Origin of the sequence: Streptomyces sp. NPDC053750 (genome assembly GCF_044544295.1) — a bacterium.
Lineage (GTDB): Bacteria > Actinomycetota > Actinomycetes > Streptomycetales > Streptomycetaceae > Streptomyces.
In genome coordinates this window covers 517538-536377 of record NZ_JBITXB010000005.1, presented here as the reverse complement: position 1 = coordinate 536377, position 18840 = coordinate 517538, and the positions used below count along the sequence as shown (strand labels likewise).

General features: G+C 72.7%; 14 protein-coding genes. 2 read left to right on the top strand and 12 right to left on the bottom strand.

Translation table 11 applies throughout. The features are described from left to right. Positions 1 to 371: 371 nt before the first annotated feature. Positions 372 to 1379: a stage II sporulation protein M gene (locus tag ACIGO6_RS18250; protein WP_399876991.1), complete on the bottom strand. Its 1008-nt coding sequence runs from the start codon at positions 1377 to 1379 to the stop codon at positions 372 to 374. A gap of 127 nt (positions 1380 to 1506) precedes the next feature. Between ACIGO6_RS18250 and ACIGO6_RS18245 the strand changes: the two genes are divergently transcribed. Next, positions 1507 to 2469, top strand: coding sequence for an RDD family protein (locus ACIGO6_RS18245; RefSeq protein ID WP_399876989.1), 963 nt, complete (start codon positions 1507 to 1509; stop codon positions 2467 to 2469). Positions 2470 to 2519: 50 nt separating this feature from the next. Here ACIGO6_RS18245 and ACIGO6_RS18240 read toward each other — a convergent pair whose 3' ends face one another. The 9 genes from ACIGO6_RS18240 to ACIGO6_RS18200 form a co-directional block, all read right to left on the bottom strand. Further along, the gene (locus ACIGO6_RS18240) at positions 2520 to 3134 is read right to left on the bottom strand and encodes a hypothetical protein (RefSeq protein WP_399876987.1); all 615 of its coding nucleotides are present in this window, start codon (positions 3132 to 3134) and stop codon (positions 2520 to 2522) included. Positions 3135 to 3259: 125 nt separating this feature from the next. After that, complete coding sequence (gene ahcY / locus ACIGO6_RS18235; RefSeq protein ID WP_399876984.1) at positions 3260 to 4717, bottom strand: adenosylhomocysteinase; 1458 nt, start codon at positions 4715 to 4717, stop codon at positions 3260 to 3262. A gap of 291 nt (positions 4718 to 5008) precedes the next feature. Beyond that, positions 5009 to 5989 (bottom strand): cation diffusion facilitator family transporter, encoded by a 981-nt coding sequence (locus tag ACIGO6_RS18230; protein ID WP_399876982.1) that lies wholly within the window; start codon positions 5987 to 5989, stop codon positions 5009 to 5011. Positions 5990 to 6144: 155 nt separating this feature from the next. Beyond that, positions 6145 to 7296: a mannose-6-phosphate isomerase, class I gene (manA, locus tag ACIGO6_RS18225; RefSeq protein WP_399876979.1), complete on the bottom strand. Its 1152-nt coding sequence runs from the start codon at positions 7294 to 7296 to the stop codon at positions 6145 to 6147. A gap of 99 nt (positions 7297 to 7395) precedes the next feature. Further along, entirely contained in the window at positions 7396 to 8523 is a 1128-nt protein-coding gene (locus ACIGO6_RS18220) for an SIS domain-containing protein (protein WP_399876976.1), read from the bottom strand. 59 nt (positions 8524 to 8582) lie between these two features. Then, positions 8583 to 8753: a Trm112 family protein gene (locus tag ACIGO6_RS18215; RefSeq protein ID WP_399876974.1), complete on the bottom strand. Its 171-nt coding sequence runs from the start codon at positions 8751 to 8753 to the stop codon at positions 8583 to 8585. Positions 8754 to 8935: 182 nt separating this feature from the next. Continuing rightward, complete coding sequence (locus tag ACIGO6_RS18210) at positions 8936 to 10300, bottom strand: phosphomannomutase/phosphoglucomutase (protein ID WP_399876971.1); 1365 nt, start codon at positions 10298 to 10300, stop codon at positions 8936 to 8938. Between the two features lie 103 nt (positions 10301 to 10403). Beyond that, on the bottom strand, positions 10404 to 12020 hold the full coding sequence (locus ACIGO6_RS18205; protein ID WP_399877042.1) for an L-lactate permease: 1617 nt from the start codon (positions 12018 to 12020) through the stop codon (positions 10404 to 10406). Between the two features lie 151 nt (positions 12021 to 12171). Continuing rightward, on the bottom strand, positions 12172 to 12597 hold the full coding sequence (locus tag ACIGO6_RS18200; protein ID WP_399876970.1) for a DUF3499 domain-containing protein: 426 nt from the start codon (positions 12595 to 12597) through the stop codon (positions 12172 to 12174). Between the two features lie 294 nt (positions 12598 to 12891). Here ACIGO6_RS18200 and ACIGO6_RS18195 point away from each other — a divergent pair, with 294 nt between their 5' ends. After that, positions 12892 to 13347: a metallopeptidase family protein gene (locus ACIGO6_RS18195; protein ID WP_399877039.1), complete on the top strand. Its 456-nt coding sequence runs from the start codon at positions 12892 to 12894 to the stop codon at positions 13345 to 13347. Positions 13348 to 13604: 257 nt separating this feature from the next. On the opposite strand, the gene ACIGO6_RS18190 is transcribed toward ACIGO6_RS18195, so the two are convergent. Both ACIGO6_RS18190 and ACIGO6_RS18185 read right to left on the bottom strand, forming a co-directional pair. Next, positions 13605 to 15131 (bottom strand): DUF5719 family protein, encoded by a 1527-nt coding sequence (locus ACIGO6_RS18190; RefSeq protein WP_399876968.1) that lies wholly within the window; start codon positions 15129 to 15131, stop codon positions 13605 to 13607. Further along, positions 15128 to 18817, bottom strand: coding sequence for a glycosyltransferase family 2 protein (locus ACIGO6_RS18185; protein WP_399876965.1), 3690 nt, complete (start codon positions 18815 to 18817; stop codon positions 15128 to 15130). Before ACIGO6_RS18185 ends, ACIGO6_RS18190 begins: the two co-directional genes overlap by 4 nt. Positions 18818 to 18840 lie beyond the last annotated feature (23 nt).

The window sequence follows — 18840 nt, the reverse complement described above, 5'->3', positions numbered from 1 at the left end:
GTACTCACCCGATCTTTCGGGCTTTCCTCCGGGCGCTTCCCTTCGGTCTTGCGTTTCCGACTCTATCAGATCCTTTTCCGATCCGATTTCCTCGGCGCTTTCCAGGTTCTCGCTTTCGCGTTTCCCTTTCCGGCGGTTCCGACTTTATCAGAAGTTCTGAGCCGGTTTGACCGGCCGCTCTTTCCGATTAATCGGGACTGGGCTTCTCTGAATTCTGCGATCCAGGAGGAAGCCGATAGATACTCACCGTTGCCCTCTGGGGTGAACTCACCTCCAGGCAACTGTTCGAATCTACCTCCCCGCTCGCTCCGTGTCAACGGCTCTTGCGGGAACGAAGAGGACACTAGCAGCTCGCCGGGGGTGGATGCACATCAGGCGGCCGTCGGCACGGCGCTGCTTCGCTCCGCCTCCTCGACGTCGCCCGTGTCGCCCGCACGCACGGCACGTCCGCCCAGGACGTAGACGTAGGCGAGGAAGGCCAGCTCGGCGACGATGCCGATGGTGATGCGGGCCCAGGTGGGCAGGCCGGACGGGGTGACGAAGCCTTCGATGGCGCCGGAGACGAACAGGACCAGGGCCAGGCCGATGGCCATGCCGATGGCGGCTCGGCCTTCTTCCGCGAGGGCGAGGCGTCGCGTGCGTGGGCCCGGGTCGATCAGGGTCCAGCCGAGACGCAGACCGGTGCCCGCGGCGACGAAGACCGCGGTCAGTTCGAGCAGACCGTGCGGCAGGACGAGGCCGAGGAAGGTGTCGAGGCGGCCGGCCGACGACATGAGGCCGAACCCGACGCCGAGGTTGAGCATGTTCTGGAACAGGATCCACAGGACGGGTAGGCCCAGGAAGACGCCCAGGATCAGGCAGAGCGCAGCGGCCCAGGCGTTGTTCGTCCAGACCTGTGCGGCGAAGGAGGCCGCCGGATGGCTCGAGTAGTACGTCTCGTACTGGCCGCCGGGGCGGGTGAGCTCGCGCAGTTCGCTCGGCGCCGCGATGGTGGACTGCACCTCCGGGTGAGTGCCGATCCACCAGCCCAGGAGCGCCGCGACGGCGGTCGACAGGAGTGCGGTGGGGACCCACCAATGGCGTGCCCGGTAGACGGCGGCCGGGAACTGCTGGGTCAGGAAGCGGGTGACGTCGCGCCAGGAGGCTCGGCGGGTGCCTGTTACCGCACTACGCGCGCGTGCCACCAGTTGACTGAGCCGTCCGGTCAGCTGCGGGTCGGGTGCGCTGGACTGGATCAGGGAGAGGTGGGTGGCCGTGCGCTGGTAGAGGACGACGAGTTCGTCGGTCTCGGCGCCGTTCAGTCGGCGCCGGCGCCGGAGCAGGGCGTCGAGGCGGTCCCATTCCGCTCGATGGGCGGAGACGAAGACGTCGAGGTCCATCGGTGTGCCTGCTCCTCGGCTATCGTCGGCGGCTCGTCGTGGATCAGCTTGTCGTACTGCGGCGCGGTGTGTCCTCAGCTTGGCAGACTGGCGGGGACGGGGGCAGCGAGGGGAAGGGGCGGCAGGCGTGAGTGAGCTGGTGACGGGCGAGGCGGTGGCGCTGGAGCTGCGCCCCGCGAGGCTGCCCAGCAGGGCGCTGGCCGTACTGCTCGACCTGGCGGTGGCGGTGGCCGTCTACGTGGCGGTGACCGTCGTGCTGGTGGCTTCCACTGCCTCCTTGGACACGGCGGCGCAGACCGCGCTGTCGATCGCGGTCTTCGTGCTCGTACTGGTGGGTGCGCCGATCGCGGTGGAGACGCTCAGTCATGGGCGGTCGCTCGGCAAGATGGCGTGCGGGCTGCGGGTGGTGCGGGACGACGGGGGGCCGATTCGGTTCCGGCATTCTCTCGTGCGGGGCTTGATCGGAGTGGTCGAGATCCTGATGACGTTCGGCGTCGTCGCCTGTATCGCCTCGCTGGTGTCGGCGCGGGGGCGGCGGCTCGGTGATGTGTTCGCCGGGACCCTCGTCGTGCGGGAGCGGGTGCCGGTCGCATCGGCGGGGTTCGTGGCGCCTCCGCCCTGGCTGGTGGGGCGGTTTTCGGCGCTCGATCTGTCCGCGGTCCCCGATGACCTGTGGCTTGCCGTCCGTCAGTACCTGACGCGGATGGGGCAGCTGGATCCCCGGGTCGGCTGGGCGATGGCGGAGCGGCTGGCCGCCGATGTGGCGGCTCGTACGGGTGCTCCGGCGCCGCAGGGTGTTCCGCCGGCGGCCTATCTGGCGGCGGTGCTGCACGAACGCCAGACCCGGGAGGCCCGGCGGGCGTTCGGCGTCGCTTCGGCGGGTGCGGGTGCAGGTGTGGGGCCTGGGGCGGCGCCGCCCGCGGCTTCGGGTTCTGCTGCGGGGCCTGCTTCCCCGGTGGCACCGTCGGCGGTGCCGCCCTTGCTGCCGCCTGATGCGCCTGATGCGCCTGCACGGGGGGACCGGCCGTCGGTGTCACCGGACGCGCCGTCGGACGGCCGGCCGTCCACCGGGTTCGTGCCACCGGCGTAGCGGCGCGTTCCCGCCTCCGGAGGGGCGGGGCATCGGCGCCCGTTTGCCGTTCAGGGGAAGACGGACGGGGGTGACTCCAGGTCCTCGAGCTCGATGCCGGGGGCCGCGAGCACGACGTCGCCTGCGATGTGTACGGCGTGCTGCTCGCCCGTGTCCAGGGCTGTGACCTGGTATTCGTCCACGGTCAGGGGGCCGTTGTCAGTGGCGTGTGCTTCTCTGTTCAGCAAGGCCCAGGACTGGTCCACGGTGCGGGGGGCGAGGACCGGGTCGGTGAGGGCGACGAGGCGCACGCGGGTTGCCGCGGCGGAGGGGGTGAGGCGCAGGAGACGGGTGAGGGCGACGAGGAAGGCCGGGGAGGTGCCGGTGAAGGCGTGGGCGCGCGCATTGCCTTCGGTGGCGTGAGTCCCGGTGGGGTCGGTCCGGACCCAGGTGACGCCGTCCAGGGCCGCGCCACGCACCTGCCAGCTCGCGGCGTGGAGTTCCAGGCGGATGGGACGGCCGAGTTCGTCGAGGGCGAGGTCGACGGAGCCGCGGTGATCTCCGGCGGGCGTGGTCAACCGGGAGACGTAGCGCCAGCCGGACGGGCCGGGGGCGCACTGGAAGTGTTCTTCTCCGAGGGGGGTGTGGTCGTGCGGATCGTGGAGCGAATATCGGCCGCGGGGCATGGGGGTCCTGGGTGGTGACGGGCCGGGCCGGTCACTGAGCGGGCGAGGCTCCGACGGGACAGGCCCCCGGCACGGGGGTGCGGGGGCCTGTCTCAGAGGAGTCGGCGGCTCGGTGGCCGGATGACTCAGTAGCGGTAGTGGTCCGCCTTGTACGGGCCCTCGACCTTGACGCCGATGTAGTCGGCCTGCTCCGGGCGGAGCGTGGTCAGCTTGACGCCGAGGGAGTCGAGGTGGAGCCGGGCGACCTTCTCGTCCAGGTGCTTGGGCAGCACGTAGACGTCGGTCGGGTACTCGTCGGGCTTGGTGAACAGCTCGATCTGGGCCAGGGTCTGGTCCGCGAAGGAGTTGGACATCACGAACGACGGGTGGCCGGTGGCGTTGCCCAGGTTCAGCAGGCGGCCCTCGGAGAGGACGATGAGGACCTTGCCGTCGGGGTAGGTCCAGGTGTGGACCTGCGGCTTGACCTCGTCCTTGACGATGCCGGGGGTCTTGGCGAGGCCGGCCATGTCGATCTCGTTGTCGAAGTGGCCGATGTTGCCGACGATCGCCTGGTGCTTCATCTTGGCCATGTCCGAGGCCATGATGATGTCCTTGTTACCGGTCGTGGTGACGAAGATGTCGGCCTTGTCGACGACCTCGTCCAGCGTCGTGACCTGGTAGCCGTCCATCGCCGCCTGCAGGGCGCAGATCGGGTCGATCTCGGTGATGATCACGCGGGCGCCCTGACCGCGCAGGGACTCCGCGCAGCCCTTGCCCACATCGCCGTAGCCGCAGACGACCGCGGTCTTGCCGCCGATCAGCACGTCCGTGGCGCGGTTGATGCCGTCGATCAGGGAGTGGCGGCAGCCGTACTTGTTGTCGAACTTCGACTTGGTGACCGCGTCGTTGACGTTGATCGCCGGGAAGAGGAGGGTGCCGTCGCGGTGCATCTCGTACAGGCGGTGCACGCCCGTCGTGGTCTCCTCGGTCACGCCGCGGATCTCGGACGCCAGCTGGGTCCACTTCTGCGGGCTCTCGCTCACCGTGCGGGTGAGGAGTTCGAGGATGACGCGGTGCTCGTCGGACTCGGCGGTGTCGACCGAGGGGACCTTGCCGTCCTTCTCGTACTCGACGCCCTTGTGGACGAGGAGGGTGGCGTCACCGCCGTCGTCCAGGATCATGTTCGGGCCGCCGGTGGGGGTGTTCGGCCAGGTCAGCGCCTGCTCCGTGCACCACCAGTACTCCTCGAGCGTCTCGCCCTTCCAGGCGAAGACGGGGACGCCCTGGGGGTTGTCCGGCGTGCCGTTCGGGCCGACGGCGATGGCGGCGGCGGCGTGGTCCTGGGTGGAGAAGATGTTGCAGGAGGCCCAGCGGACCTCCGCGCCCAGGGCGACCAGGGTCTCGATGAGTACGGCGGTCTGCACGGTCATGTGCAGGGAGCCGGTGACGCGGGCGCCGGCGAGGGGCTGGGACTCGGCGTACTCCTTGCGGATCGCCATCAGGCCCGGCATCTCGTGCTCGGCGAGGGTGATCTCCTTGCGGCCGAACGCGGCCAGGGAGAGGTCGGCGACCTTGAAGTCCTGCCGGTTGTCGACAGTCGTCATTACGGGCTGCTCCTCGGGTTGGGTCGAGGTGGGTACGGCTGACCTGCGCGGCGGCGGACACAGGGGTGCCCCGGAAGGACACGGGCATGCCCGCGTGCGCGCAACGCAGTCCGTCGGAGGCCCTCTCTCCCTCGGCCGGTCCCGTACGGGTCCGCCCGACCGCCATCAGCAGCGACGTCTGGCTCCGTCCCAAGCTACACCGGCGGCCCCCGCCGTCCCCAGTCCACCTCCGAACACTTCCGGACGTTCACGAAGGGTGACGGGGCACGCGGGGGCGTGGGGGTGGCGGCGTCAGTGTGCGGCGGAGGGCGGGGTCGGGCCGCCGGGGGTCGCCTCGCGGTCCGGGCCCTTGGCCGCCTCGGCGGCGCTGTAGATGTCCGGTTCCAGATAGATGACGCGGGCGATCGGGACGGCATCGCGGATGCGGGCCTCGGCGGCGTCGATCGCGGAGGCGATCTCGGCGGCCGTGCCGTCGTGGCGGACGGAGATCTTGGCGGCGACGAGCAGTTCCTCGGGGCCGAGGTGGAGCGTGCGCATGTGGATGATGCCGGTGACCGTGTCGCCGGCGACGGCGGCGGCCTCGATCTGCTGGACCGTCTCGATGCCCGCGGCCTCGCCGAGCAGCAGGGACTTGGTCTCGGCGGCCAGGACCAGCGCGATCAGGATGAGCAGGATGCCGATGCACAGGGTGCCGATGCCGTCCCAGACGCCGTCGCCGGTGAGCAGGGCGAGGCCGACGCCGCCGAGGGCGAGGACGAGGCCGACGAGGGCGCCGAGGTCCTCGAGGAGGACGACCGGCAGCTCGGGGGCCTTGGCGTGGCGGACGAACTCCTTCCAGGACTTCTTCCCGCGCAGGGCGTTGGACTCCTTGATGGCAGTCCGGAAGGAGAAGGTCTCGGCGATGATCGCGAAGACGAGGACGCCCACCGGCCAGTACCAGTGCTCGATCTCGTGCGGGTGCTTGATCTTCTCGTAGCCCTCGTAGAGGGCGAACATGCCGCCGACCGAGAAGAGGACGATGGAGACGAGGAAGGCGTAGATGTAGCGCTCGCGGCCGAAGCCGAAGGGGTGCTGGGGGGTGGCCGCGCGCTGGGCGCGCTTGCCGCCGAGGAGCAGCAGTCCCTGGTTGCCGGAGTCGGCAAGGGAGTGCACGGACTCGGCGAGCATCGATGACGATCCACTGAAGAGGAACGCCACGAATTTCGCTACCGCGATCGAGAGGTTGGCGAGCAGTGCCGCCACGATCGCCTTGGTTCCGCCTGACGCGCTCATGTGTCGCGTTGTCCCTTCGCCTTCGTCTGCGTCCGTACGCCGGTGGGAGCGCGGCCGGTCGTCGGCTTCGCCCCCTCCTTTGCGGTGCGCCATTGTTGCAGCACCCGACGGCTTCGGTGTGCGGGTGATCCGGCGGGTGCGCGTCAAACGGGGCGTCAGGTGCGCACGGTGGCCCGGAAGAGGGTGCCGCTCCCCGACACTTCGGTCTTCTCGGCGGCGGGGACGAAGACGGAGCCGCCGGGCGTCAGGGCGTGCGGGCCCACCCGTACGGTGCCCCCCGTGCAGAGCAGGATCTGCGGGGTGGCGAGGGTGAGGTCGTGGGCGGCGGTGCCTTCGGGGAGGACGTACCGGGACAGGCGGAACTCGTCGATCGGGGTGTCGTAGACCTCTTCGCCGTCGGGGGACGCCTCCGGGCGGAGGGTGCCGGGGTCGTCGGCCTCGAAGCGGACGATGCGCAGCAGTTCGGGGACGTCGACGTGCTTGGGGGTCAGGCCGCAGCGCAGGACGTTGTCGGAGTTGGCCATGATCTCGACGCCGAGGCCGTTGAGGTAGGCGTGCGGGATGCCGGCGCCGAGGAACAGGGCCTCGCCGGGCTGGAGTCGGACGTGGTTGAGGAGCATCGCGGCGAGGACGCCGGGGTCGCCCGGGTAGTGGTGGGCGATGTCGGCGTAGGGCGCGTAGGCGCCGCCGAGTCGGTCGCAGGCGGCCGCGGCCTCGTGGACCGTGCGGGACATCTCCTCGCGGTCGGCGGTGAGGATCGCGGTGAGGACCTCGCGCAGGGCGGCGTCCTCGGGGTGGGCGCGCAGCAGGTCGACGTAGGGCTTGAGGGAGGTGATGCCGAGGCCGTCGAGCAGGTCGGCCGTCTCGGTCGGGGCGCGGAAGCCGCACAGGCCGTCGAACTCGGTGAGGGCGCAGACCAGTTCGGGCTTGTGGTTGGCGTCCTTGTAGTTGCGGTGCGGGGCGTCCAGGGGGACGCCGCGGCGCTCCTCGTCCGCGTAGCCCTCCTTGGCCTGCGCCAGGTCGGGGTGGACCTGGAGGGAGAGCGGGGCGCCGGCGGCGAGGAGCTTGAGGAGGAAGGGCAGGCGAGGGCCGAACTTGTCCACGGAAGCCCGGCCCAGTTCCTTCTCGGGGTCGGCGTCGATGATCTGGGCGAGGGTGCCCCGGTCGGTGCGGGAGGGGGCGCCGGGGTGGGCTCCCATCCACATCTCCGCCTGCGGCTCGCCGGTCGGTTCGGTCCCCAGCAGGGTCGGGATCGCGGTGGTGGAACCCCAGGCGTAGGGGCGGATGGTGTTGTCGAGGCGGTCCATGGGCTCTCTCTGCCGATCCTTCGGGGCGTGCCGCGCCGCGCTGCGCGTCCGGGTGTCTGCTCGGTGCGTGTCTCGGTGCGTGTCTCGTTCGGTACGAGGTCAGGCGCCCGAGGCGAGCGCCAGGTAAACGGCGGCGAAATCCGTGATGGCGATCAGCTCGGCGAGGGTCTCCAGTTCGCCGCCGGCTTCCGGCTCGAGTTCGCTGATCGGCGTGTCGTGGCCGAGGGCCAGGTCACGGGCGGCGGGAGCGGCGGTGAGGCCGCCGCTGGGACGGTCGCGCAGGAGCACTACGCGCGCATGCAGGGCCGGGGCTTCCTCGACGCGGTCGCGGAAGAAGTCCTCGGGGTCGGCCGCGGCGGCGAGCCGGCCGGCGAGCAGGGCGCTGTGCACGGCGAGGGCCTCGGGCAGTTCGGCGACGACCGCCGGGGTGCCGGACAGTTCGGCGAGCGCGCCGGCGAAGCGGCGGCCGGCGGGCCCGGCGGAGGTGCCCTCGGTCCAGACGACCGGGAGGGATTCGGCGAGCTCTGCCGCCAGCGTCTTGGCGGGGTTGCTGTAGGTCGCGATGGCGGGCCCGCAGCGTTCGGCGACCTGGTCGAGGCGGTCGGCGATCTTCTCGATCGCCTCGGGGGGCGCCTCGAGCAGGGCGGTGCGGTCCAGCAGCGCGAGCAGCGGGGTGAGCAGCGCCCACAGGACGCCGGGGGCGGCGCCGGCGACGGGCTCGTCCTGGTCGTAGGGGGCGGTCGCCATCGGGAGGAACAGGCCGCGGGAGCCGTTCACCGACTCGCTGAGCGGGGAACGGGCGGGGGCCACGGCGACGACGGTGCAGCCCCGGCGGTAGGCCTGCTCGGCGAGCAGGGAGAGTCCGGGCTCGGTGCCGTCGGGGGTGGCGATCAGCAGGAGGTCCACCGAGCCGGCCCAGCCGGGCAGTTCCCAGCGCAGCGCGCCCGCAGCGGGGGCGACGCCGGTGGGTGCGAGGCGGGTGACGGGGCTGCCGGCGCCCGCGAGGGTGCCGAGGAGGTCGGCGGCCTGGGTGGCGGCGGCGCCGGGACCGGCGATCAGGACGGCGCGGGGGCGGCCGTCCGGTTTGAGGTTGCCGACGCCGGCCTCGGCGGCGTGCCGGGCGGCGGTGCGCACGCGGGCACCGGCCTCGGCGGCGCCGCGGAGCAGGCCGCGGCGGTCGGCCTCGGTGAGGCGCTCCGGGGCGTCGAGGAGCGATTCGTCGAGCATGGCGGCAGTCTCCGATCGCCGGAAGCGTTCGTTCGGGTGCGCGGGCGCCTGGCCGTCGGTTACTCGGGGCGGCGGGCCTCGTCGACGAGGAGTACGGGGATGCCGTCGCGCACCGGGTAGGCCAGGCCGCAGTCCTGGCCGGTGCAGAGCAGCTCGGTGTCCTGCTCCTTGAGGGGGGCGTGGCAGGCCGGGCAGGCGAGGATCTCCAGGAGGCCGGCTTCGAGCGGCATGAGGGGTCCCTTCGGGGGCGGTTGGGTTTGTGCGGATGTGCTGGTCAGGGTACCGCCGGTGGGGGCCTGGTGTTGGGGCGCCGCCCCTACGTCCCCGCCAGGGGGCTCCGCCCCCTGGTCCCCGGCCTATGCCCGCCCACCACCCGACTCGGTCGGCTGCAGGGCGAGCCATCGGCGGAGCTTCATCCCCTGATGATCGCCAGGGCCTCGTCGCGGACTCTTGTCATCGTCGTCTCGTCGCGGGCCTCCGCGTTCAGGCGGAGGAGGGGCTCCGTGTTGGACGGGCGGACGTTGAACCACCAGTCCGCCGTCGTGACGGTGAGGCCGTCCAGTTCGTCCAGGGTGACGCCGTCGCGGCCCTCGTACGCGGCGCGGATCGCGGCGAGGCGGGCGGTCTGGTCGGCGACGGTGGAGTTGATCTCGCCGGAACCGGCATAGCGGTCGTACTGGTCGACCAGGGCGGACAGCGGGCCGGCCTGGCCACCGAGGGCCGCCAGGACGTGCAGGGCGGCCAGCATGCCGGTGTCGGCGTTCCAGAAGTCGCGGAAGTAGTAGTGCGCGGAGTGCTCGCCACCGAAGATGGCGCCGGTGCGGGCCATCTCGGCCTTGATGAAGGAGTGGCCCACGCGTGTGCGCTCCGGTGTGCCGCCGTTCTCCCGCACGACCTCCGGCACGGACCAGGAGGTGATCAGGTTGTGGATGACCGTGCCCTTGCCGCCGTTGCGGGCGAGCTCGCGGGCGGCCACCAGGGCGGTGACGGCGGACGGGGAGACCGGGTCGCCGTTCTGGTCGACGACGAAGCAGCGGTCGGCGTCGCCGTCGAAGGCGAGGCCGAGGTCGGCGCCCTCCTCGCGGACGCGCTTCTGCAGGTCGACGAGGTTGGCCGGGTCGAGCGGGTTGGCCTCGTGGTTGGGGAAGGTGCCGTCCAGCTCGAAGTACATCGGCACGAGGTCGAGGGGGAGGCCGGCGAAGACCGAGGGGACGGTGTGGCCGCCCATGCCGTTGCCCGCGTCGACGACGACCTTGAGGGGGCGGATCGAGGTGAGGTCGACGAGGGAACGCAGGTGGGCCGCGTAGTCGGCGAGCGTGTCGCGCCGGGTGACGGTGCCGGGGCGGGCGGACGGCTCCGGGGCGCCGGAGTCGCTCCAGCGCTCCACCAGGGCGCGGATCTCGGCGAGGCCGGTGTCCTGGCCGACGGGGGCGGCGCCGGCGCGGCACAGCTTGATGCCGTTGTACTGCGCCGGGTTGTGCGAGGCCGTGAACATGGCGCCCGGCAGGTTCAGTGCGCCGGAGGCGTAGTAGAGCTGGTCGGTGGAGCACAGGCCGATCTCGGTGACGTCGGCTCCCCGGGCCGCCGCCCCGCGCGCGAAGGCGCCGGACAGGCCGGGGGACGAGGGCCGCATGTCGTGGCCGACCACGATGGCGCTCGCGCCGGTCAGCTCGACGAAGGCCGCGCCGAACAGCTCGGCCAGCGACTCGTCCCACTGGTCCGGGACCACACCGCGTACGTCGTACGCCTTCACGATCTGCGACAGATCAGCAGCCACGGCCAACCTTCCTGAAAGTCCTGTCGGTGCCCACAAACTACCCGCAAGCACGGACAACGCGCCGGGCGGTTCCCGAAGGTCGGAGCGAGGTCTCGGAACGAGGTCAGGGCAGCATCCAGCCCAGCACCGCCGTGGACTGTCCGACGACGATCAGGCACATGACCAGCAGCAGGCCCAGGCTCCAGGGCAGCACCTTGCGCAGCAGGTCGCCCTCACGGCCGGCGAGGCCGACGGCCGCGCAGGCGATGGTGAGGTTCTGCGGGGAGATCATCTTGCCGAGGACGCCGCCGGAACTGTTGGCGGCGGCGAGCAGTTCGGGCGACAGGCCCGACTCCCGCGCGGCGGTCACCTGGAGGGCGCCGAAGAGCGCGTTGGCGGAGGTGTCGGAGCCGGAGACGGCGACGCCGAACCAGCCGAGCACCGGGGACAGGAAGGCGAGTCCGGCGCCGGCCGCCGCGACGAAGTGACCGATGGTGGCGGCCTGCCCGGAGAGGTTCATGACGTAGGCGAGGGCCAGCACGGAGGTGACGGTGAGGATCGCGAACCGCAGTTCGTGCACGGTCGCGACCCATTCCCTGACCGCCACGCGCGCGTGCACGCCGAGGACGACGGCCGTGGCCACTCCGGCGAACAGCACGAGCGTGCCGCCGGTGGAGACGATCGGCCAGGAGAAGACGTTGCCGCCGACCGGATTGCCCTCGGGGTCGGCCACGTCGAGGAACGGCCAGTCGTACGTCTGGGTCGCCCGGGCCAGCCAGTCCTTGACCGCCGGGATCTGCGCGACGGAGAAGACGGCGACGATCAGTGCGTACGGGGCGTACGCGCGCAGGACCTCCCGGCCGGGGTCGTGGACGTCCAGTTCCTCGCTGCGCACGCCGGTCAGTACGGCGGCACGTACGGGCTCGGCGGCGGGGCGCCGGGCGTGCGGTACGGCGACCAGGGCGCCCGCGCCCAGGAGTGCGGCGCCGATGTCGGCGAGCTGGGCGGAGACGTAGTTCGCGGCGGCGAACTGGGCGACGGCGAAAGCAACACCGCAGGCCAGCGCGGGGATCCAGGTCTCGCGCAGTCCGCGCCGGCCGTCCACCAGGGCGACCAGCAGCAGCGGGACGACGAGGGCCAGCAGCGGCGTCTGGCGGCCCACCACGGAGGCCACGTCGTCCAGGGGCAGCCCGGTGACCTGCGCCAGCGTGACCACCGGGGTGCCCATCGCTCCGAAGGCGACCGGGGCGGTGTTGGCGACCAGCGACACGACCGCCGCACGCACGGGGTCGAAGCCGAGCGCCACGAGCATGACCGAGCAGATCGCGACGGGCGCCCCGAACCCGGCGAGCGCCTCCAGCAGGGCCCCGAAGCAGAAGGCGACGACCAGGGCCTGGATGCGCGGGTCGTCGGAGAGCCGCCCGAAGGAACGGCGCAGGATGTCGAAGTGCCGGGTGCGGACGGTCATCCGGTACACCCACAGCGCGTTCACGACGATCCACAGGATGGGGAAGAGGCCGAAAGCGGCGCCCTGCACGGCGCTGGAGGCCGTCTGGTCCAGCGGCATGCCGTAGGCGAGCCAGGCGACGAGCACGGCTGCCAGGAGGCCCGTGAGGCCGGCCAGGTGGGCCTTCATGCGGACGCCGCCGAGCAGGACGAGGACGATCAGCAGGGGCAGGGCCGCCACCAGGGCGGACAGGCCGAGTGAACCGGCGACGGGTTCCAGTTCCTGGACGTACACGGGCGCCTCCCCGGATTCCGCCATGCGAAAGCGTTTTCTCGCAGCTCTCGGAATGGTCGTGTCCGCGACAAGGTGGCGTCAATGGGTGTGCAGCAACGGCTCCGTGCGCGAGTGACTGGAGAGGCCGAGGGGACTGAAGGGACTGACGGCCTCAGTTGTCCGGCGAGCGCAGGACGCGCAGGTGGCCGCGGCGCGCGACCTCCATCGGGTCGGCCGTCCGCGGACCGCCCCCACCGGCCTCGGCCGCCCGCTGCTGAGGACGGGCCGCCTCACGCACCGCGTTGGCCAGCGCTTCCAGGTCGTCGCCACTGGGACGGGCCGGGGCAGAGCCGTCGAGGAGCCGGACGACCTCCCAGCCGCGCGGGGCGGTCAGGCGCTCGGAGTGCTCGGCGCACAGGTCGTAGCAGTGGGGTTCGGCGTAGGTGGCGAGCGGGCCGAGGACCGCGGTCGAGTCGGCGTAGACGTACGTCAGCGTCGCGACGGCGGGACGGCCGCAGGCGGTGCGCGAACAGCGACGTACAGGGCTCACGATGTTGGACGGTACCGCACTCTTGAGCGGGCCGCGACGACTCTCCACCAGGTCACACCACCGTGTCGTGGTGTGAAACGGGACACAGGAGCCTGTGGGCGCGCCTCGTTGACCTGCACGGACGCCGGATTTCGAGATATCGGACGGCCTCGGAAGCGGTCATAACCCGATACAAACAGCAACATTTGCCATGAGTTCCACGGTCACGGAGAGATACGGAATTGAGCCCAACCTTGGCCTGAATGGTCATCCGGCGACATGCGGTTCGGCGCGCTCCGTTGCCGCCGGGTGTGCGTGTGCGGCCGGGCACGCGGATCCGGCGGGGACTACGCTTCACCAGTGATGGACAACCCCGTGACGCCCCGTGATGCCGGCCGCCCAGGGCCCCGCCGTCGTGATCGCCACGGCCGGGGCATGCGCGGCCCGATCGCGCCCCCGCAGGTGCCGCTGGCCGCGAGCCGGGCCGAGGTCTTCGCGGATCTGGTGCAGGACTCCGTGGAGCGACTGGAGCGGCGGTGGCCGCAGCTGGCCGACATCGATTTCCTCGTGCTCGAGGTGCCGCGGCTGGACGGGGCCGTCGACGACGTGTGGAACGACGAGGTGGTTCCACTCGGGGGCACGGTGCCGTCGCGGGACGGGCGGCGGGGGCGGGTGGTCGTGTACCGGCGGCCTGTCGAGATCCGGACGAAGGGGCGGGACGAGCGGGCGGCGCTCGTGCACGAGGTGGTCGTCGAGCAGGTCGCGGAGTTGTTGGGGTTGACGCCGGAGACGGTGGATCCGCGGTACGGGGAGGACTGAGCGGCGGGCTTGCCTGCGAGGGTGAGTGGCACGGCGTGCAGTGGTCCGGCGGCTGGTCCGTGCTCGGAGTTGGTGCCCAGGAGGTGGGTGCGCGGCCCGGCGTTGCGGGGTGCCTCCCCCACTCTCGGCTTCGCTCGAGCGGGAGGTGCCCCCACCGCCCACCCGTGCCGCCCCTGGGGGTACCTCCCAGGCCGTTCAGGCACTGGGGGCGGCACGACTGCCCGCGGCTACGGCGGCACGAATGCCCGCGGCTGCTGTTATCGCTGTAGTACTGACAAGTCCTCGGTCGCGTTCGGTACCGAGACCGTTCCCCGGTCGTCGGGGAGGGTTTGCACCGTGAAGGACGCCGCGTCGTCGTCCTCCGGGCCGGTCAGCGTGCGGGACGCGTACACCGGGCCGCCCGAGACGGTCTCGACCGTCAGGGCGTAGCTGCCCTTGAGGCCGGCGGGGACCGGGGCCTCGACGTCCTGGGTCGTGCCGCCCTTGATCGTGAACGTCTTGGTCGCCGTCGTGCCGCCCTCGCTGCCCGCCGACGCCGTGACCCTGACCTTCGCGGACCCTTCGGGCGCGGCCAGGGACAGGGTCGTGCTCTTGGCACGGTTGTCCACGGAGGTGGCACGCGCCCCCAGCGGGTCGGAGGCGGGGATGAAGGCCGATTCCTGCTCGGCGCCCTTGCCCCGCACGACCCGGACCGCCGCCACGACCGGCACGGACCCGGCCGTCGGGGTCAGCACCAGGGACCCCGCCTCGCCACGCGTGACGTCGCCCAGGTCGACGCCCGTCGTCATCCCCGCCTTGACGTGCACCGTCTCGTGCCCGGCGGGCGTGATCGTCCCGGACGGCGAGGCGAGCCGCACCTTCAGGTCGGCGTCGGTGCCACCGGGCGTGAAGAGCACCAGGCGTACGGCCGTGGCGTCCTTGGGGATGCCCGGCAGCACCAGGTCGCTCGCCGGGTCCGCGGCCGCGGTCAGCCAGTCGCCGCCCGTCTTGGCGTCCAGGGCCTGTACCGCGGCCCCGACCCGTCCGCTGCGCACGCCGACGTGCACGGTGAGGTCGGTCTGCTCCACGTCGGTGAGCGTGGACAGCAGGAGCGACTCGCTGCCGTGCGGCGGCACCGTGATGCCCTCCGCCACCGTCGACTTCAGGGCTCCGTCCTTGCCGTAGAGCTCGATGTCGACGACGGCCGCCGAGTCGTCGGGGTTCGTCAGGTGGACGTAGTCGGTGCGGTCGGTCGCCGTACTGGCGCCCGGGAACCAGAACTCCGTGTCCGGGGCCGTGCAGTTGACGCCCAGCAGACCCCGGCCCGTCCCGGCGGCGACCTCCGTGGTCTGCTGCACGGTCCAGCCGGGCGCGTAGCTCCCCTCGGCCGTGCCGACCAGTGCCGGGGCGTCGGCGCCGGAAGTCTTCCCGGTGACCGGCGTGCCGGGTGCCTTGGGCTGCAGGGCCGGCTTGACGGCCGTCTTGTCGCCCTCGTCGCCCTCGTCGCCCTTGTCTTCGCCGGCGTCGGTGCCGTCGCTGTCCTGCTGCTCGGTCGCCGCCGCGAGCTCGGCCTTGCTCTTCTCGTCGGTGCCCTTCGTGACGGGCGTGAAGGAGGCGTACGTCGTCTCGGCGAGGTCGGAGGTGCTGGGCGCCGGGCACAACAGGCTGGTGCGCTCCACGGGCAGCCGGGCCGCCGCCTCGGCGGTGTCCGCGCCGGAGGCGTCCGGGGTGGACACCGCCGCGAATCCGGTGACGGCGGCGAGCGCCGCCGCGCCGGCGATCAGGGACAGGGTGGTGCGGTTCACTGCTGGCTCCCGTCGGGACGCTCACTGCCCGTGCCGTGGGGATGCTGGGGCTGGGAAGGGTCGTACGGCGCGGCGTAACCGCCCTGGCCGTACGTCGTGCCGTAGGCCGGGTCGTACGTGCCGTCCCGGGACGGGTCGTAGGCGTACGGGTCGTACTGGCCCGCCTGGTAGGGCTGTTGTCCGTAGGCACCCGCGTCGTACTGCTGGGCGTCCTGGTACTGCTCGCCGCCGTCGTAGGTGCCGTAGGACTGGTGGTCGGCGCCGGCGTACCCCGCCGCGTCCCATGCGCCGTACGCCGGCTGCGGGGGAACCGGCGCGGGTGCCTGCGCGGGCGGGTCGACGTCCTCGACGGCGTCCGCGGAGTCGGTCACCGGCTCGGCCTCGGCCTGGACCGCCTCCGCCTCGGCCTGGGCCCGCAGTCGCCGGGCCCGGCGGCCTTCGCCCTCGACGGCCTGGGCGGGGACGAGCGGCTCGTCGGGCAGGTCGTCGTCGACGTCGCGGCGCCTGCCGGGCAGGGCGAGGACGACCAGCACGACGGCGAGGAGGCCCTGGGCCCACAGCCAGGCGGTGTGGGTGAGGGGGGCGTCGTAGGTGACGTCCAGCTTGCCGCCGGAGGCGGGGAGTTCGAAGCCCTGGGCCCAGCCGTCGACCGTGGTGCGGGTGAGCGGCTTGCCGTCCAGGGTGGCCGTCCAGCCCTCGGCGGCGGTGTCGGCGAGGCGCAGCACGCGGCCGTCGGCGCCCGCCTTGATCTCGGTGTGGATCTCGACGGGCCCGGCCGCCACGGGCTCGGGCTCACCGGCACCGGACTTCTCGCCGGACACGATGGTGGCGCGCGCGACCTCCTGGTCGACCCGCCACAGTCCGCTGCCGTCCTGCTGGCTGAGCCGGCTCAGGCCGGGCGTGGCGTCCAGGACGCGGGTGACCTCGCGGGGCGCACCCTTGTGCACGAGGACGTAGCGCACGGCGAAGCCGCCCAGCTGGTCGGCCTGGTCGGCGCCGGAGCCGGCCACGAGGTTGGCGACGATCTTGTCGAGCGTACTGTTCCCGCCGTCACCGGCGGCCAGTTCGCCGTCGCCGAGGCGGGCCCCGGAGCCGCGGACCAGCATGTAGCGCACGTGGGCGGCGGAGTCGCTGTCGAGGACGAGGGTGCGGGCCTGGTCGCGGGTGCGGCTCTCCTCGGCGACGAACGCGGGCACCTGTGCGGGGTCGCGTCGTTCGAGGGGGCCGTCGGCGCCTCCGATCATCCAGCCGGCGGCGGCGATCAGCGGGCCGACGGCCGAGGCGAGGGCGATCAGGGCGGCGACGGGCTGACGCCAGCCGAAGCTCTGCTCGGCCACGCGCGCGCGTGCCCCGTCGGCACCGAGGGTCGCGGCGGACAGCAGGGCGAGGCCGTAGACGAGGGTGGCGGGGCCGGCCCAGGCGGAGCGGTTGGACAGGACCGCGAAGACCAGGGCGACCAGGGCGACGGCCCACGCCGTCCGGATGCCCAACTGCCTTTCCGAGCGCAGCAGGGCGGCCAGCGCGGCCAGCACGATACCGATGAGGACCAGCCCGCCGACCGTGCCGGGCCCGCCGGGGCTCGCGCCGAGCAGGTCGAGCGCGGAGGCGGCCGAGGCGCCGTACTCCAGCCCGGCCTCGTCGAAGAAGCCGAACGGCAGCAGCGACAGCGACCAGGGGGCGAGGAGCAGCAGCGGGGTGCCGAGTTGGGCGAGGAAGCGCAGCCCGTACGCGGTGATCTCGCCGCGGCGCAGGGCCAGGACCCCGATGCCGAGGACCAGGGCGACGGGCCACACGACGGGCGTGAACGCGGTGGTGATCGTCAGCAGCAGCGCGTACGCCCAGGTGGCCCGCCAGCTGCCGCGGGCGCCGGACGGGCCCGCCAGGCCGGCCGCCGCGACGCCCGCGCGCGCGATGAGCGGGAGCAGGACGGCGAGGACGGCGGTGCCGATGCGTCCGCCGGCCAGGGCGCCGGTGGCGGCGGGCAGGAAGGCGTAGGCGACGGCCGCCCAGGCGCGCAGCAGCCGGGAGGGGACGAGCGGGCGGGAGGCGAAGTACGCGGTGACGCCGGCCAGGGGCACCGAGCAGACCAGCAGCAGGGTGACGGCGAGCCCGGTGGAGCCGAGCAGTACGGAGGCGAGCGTGGCGACGATCGCGAGGTAGGGCGGTGCGGAGGCGGTGCCGCCGGTGCCCACCGTGTGCCAGGCGTCCACGTACCGCGACCACAGCTCGCCGGCGCCGGCCGGGGCGGGCAGCAGCGCGCCGCCCGCCAGGGCGCCGCCGCCAAGGAGCGCGCGGCAGGCGGCCAGGGAGACGAGCAGCAGCACCAGGAAGAGGACCGGGCCGGGCTTGCGGGCGATGCGCTTGAGGCGGGCGAACTGCTCGATCTCGAGGAAGTCGGCGTCGTCGCCGCCGGGTCCGGACTCGATGGCGCTGCCGTGTCGTCCGGCGCCCGCGGCCGCTTCGGCGTCGGAGCTGCCGACGACGCTCGCCGCGACCTGTTCGACGGTGACGCGGATGGTCGCGCCGGGGGGCGGGAACAGGGGGCGCAGTTCGTCCTTCTCGACCTGCGGGCGGCCCCGTTCGCGGCGTCCGGCGATGATGCGCTCGGGGCGGAGCAGGACGCCCAGCAGGCCCCGGATCTCGTCGACCGCCTGGCCGGGGACCTTGCCGACGAGATAGGCGAGGGTGCGCAGCAGGGTGCCGACGACGATGCGCAGCAGCACCCAGGGCAGCGCGGCCGTGCGGACGTTGACGAGGAGGGTGTGGACGGCGCCGGCCTTGTCGACCTTGTGCGGGGAGGCGGTGGTGCGGCCCGCGCAGTCGACGGCGCGGCGTTCGCGGGAGGCCGCCTCGGCGTGGCGGACGACCGCGTCGGGGGCGACGAGGACGCGGAGTCCGGCGGCGTGCGCGCGCCAGCACAGGTCGACGTCGTCGCGCATCAGCGGCAGTCGGCGGTCGAACCCGCCGAGCCGCTCGAAGACATCACGCCGGATCAGCATGCCTGCGGTGGACACCGACAGGACGGACCGGACGTGGTCGTGCTGGCCCTGGTCCTGTTCGCGGCGGTCCAGGCCGGTCCAGCGGCGGCCGGAGTTGGCGATGGAGACGCCGACCTCGAGCAGTTGCCGTCGGTCGTACCAGCCGCGGAGCTTGGGGCCGACGACGGCGACGTCGTCGCGGCCGAGTTCGTACTCGGTGTCCACGACGCGCAGCAGCTGGGCCAGGGCGTCGGGTTCCGGGGCGCAGTCGTCGTGCAGCAGCCAGAGCCACTGCACCGGCTCTCCGTGGGGGAGCTCGGGAAGGTCGTAGGCGTCGTCGCGCCAGGTGCGCGTGACGGGGTCCCAACCGCTGGGCCGCTTCAGGTACGGCAGGTCGTCGGGGGTGAGGACGGGGGCGGTGCGGGTGGCCTCCTCGACGGCCTGGCCGAAGCCGGTGCGCCGGGCGAGGTGGAGCACGCGGTCGTCGCCGAGGGCCTCGGTGACCAGCCGGGCGGAGTCGTCGGCGCTGCCGGTGTCGGCGGCCACGGCGTACTGGACGGGGCGCTCCTGGCCGAGCAGCCCGGCGAGCGCGTCGGGCAGCCAGCGGGCTCCGTCGTGGGAGACGAGGACCGCGGTCACCACGTGACGCGGGAACTCAGGTGTGGCAGCGAGGGCTTGCTGGGCTGCCGTGTGACTCTGCACGGACATCGAGGTACGGGCCCCGGTTCGGT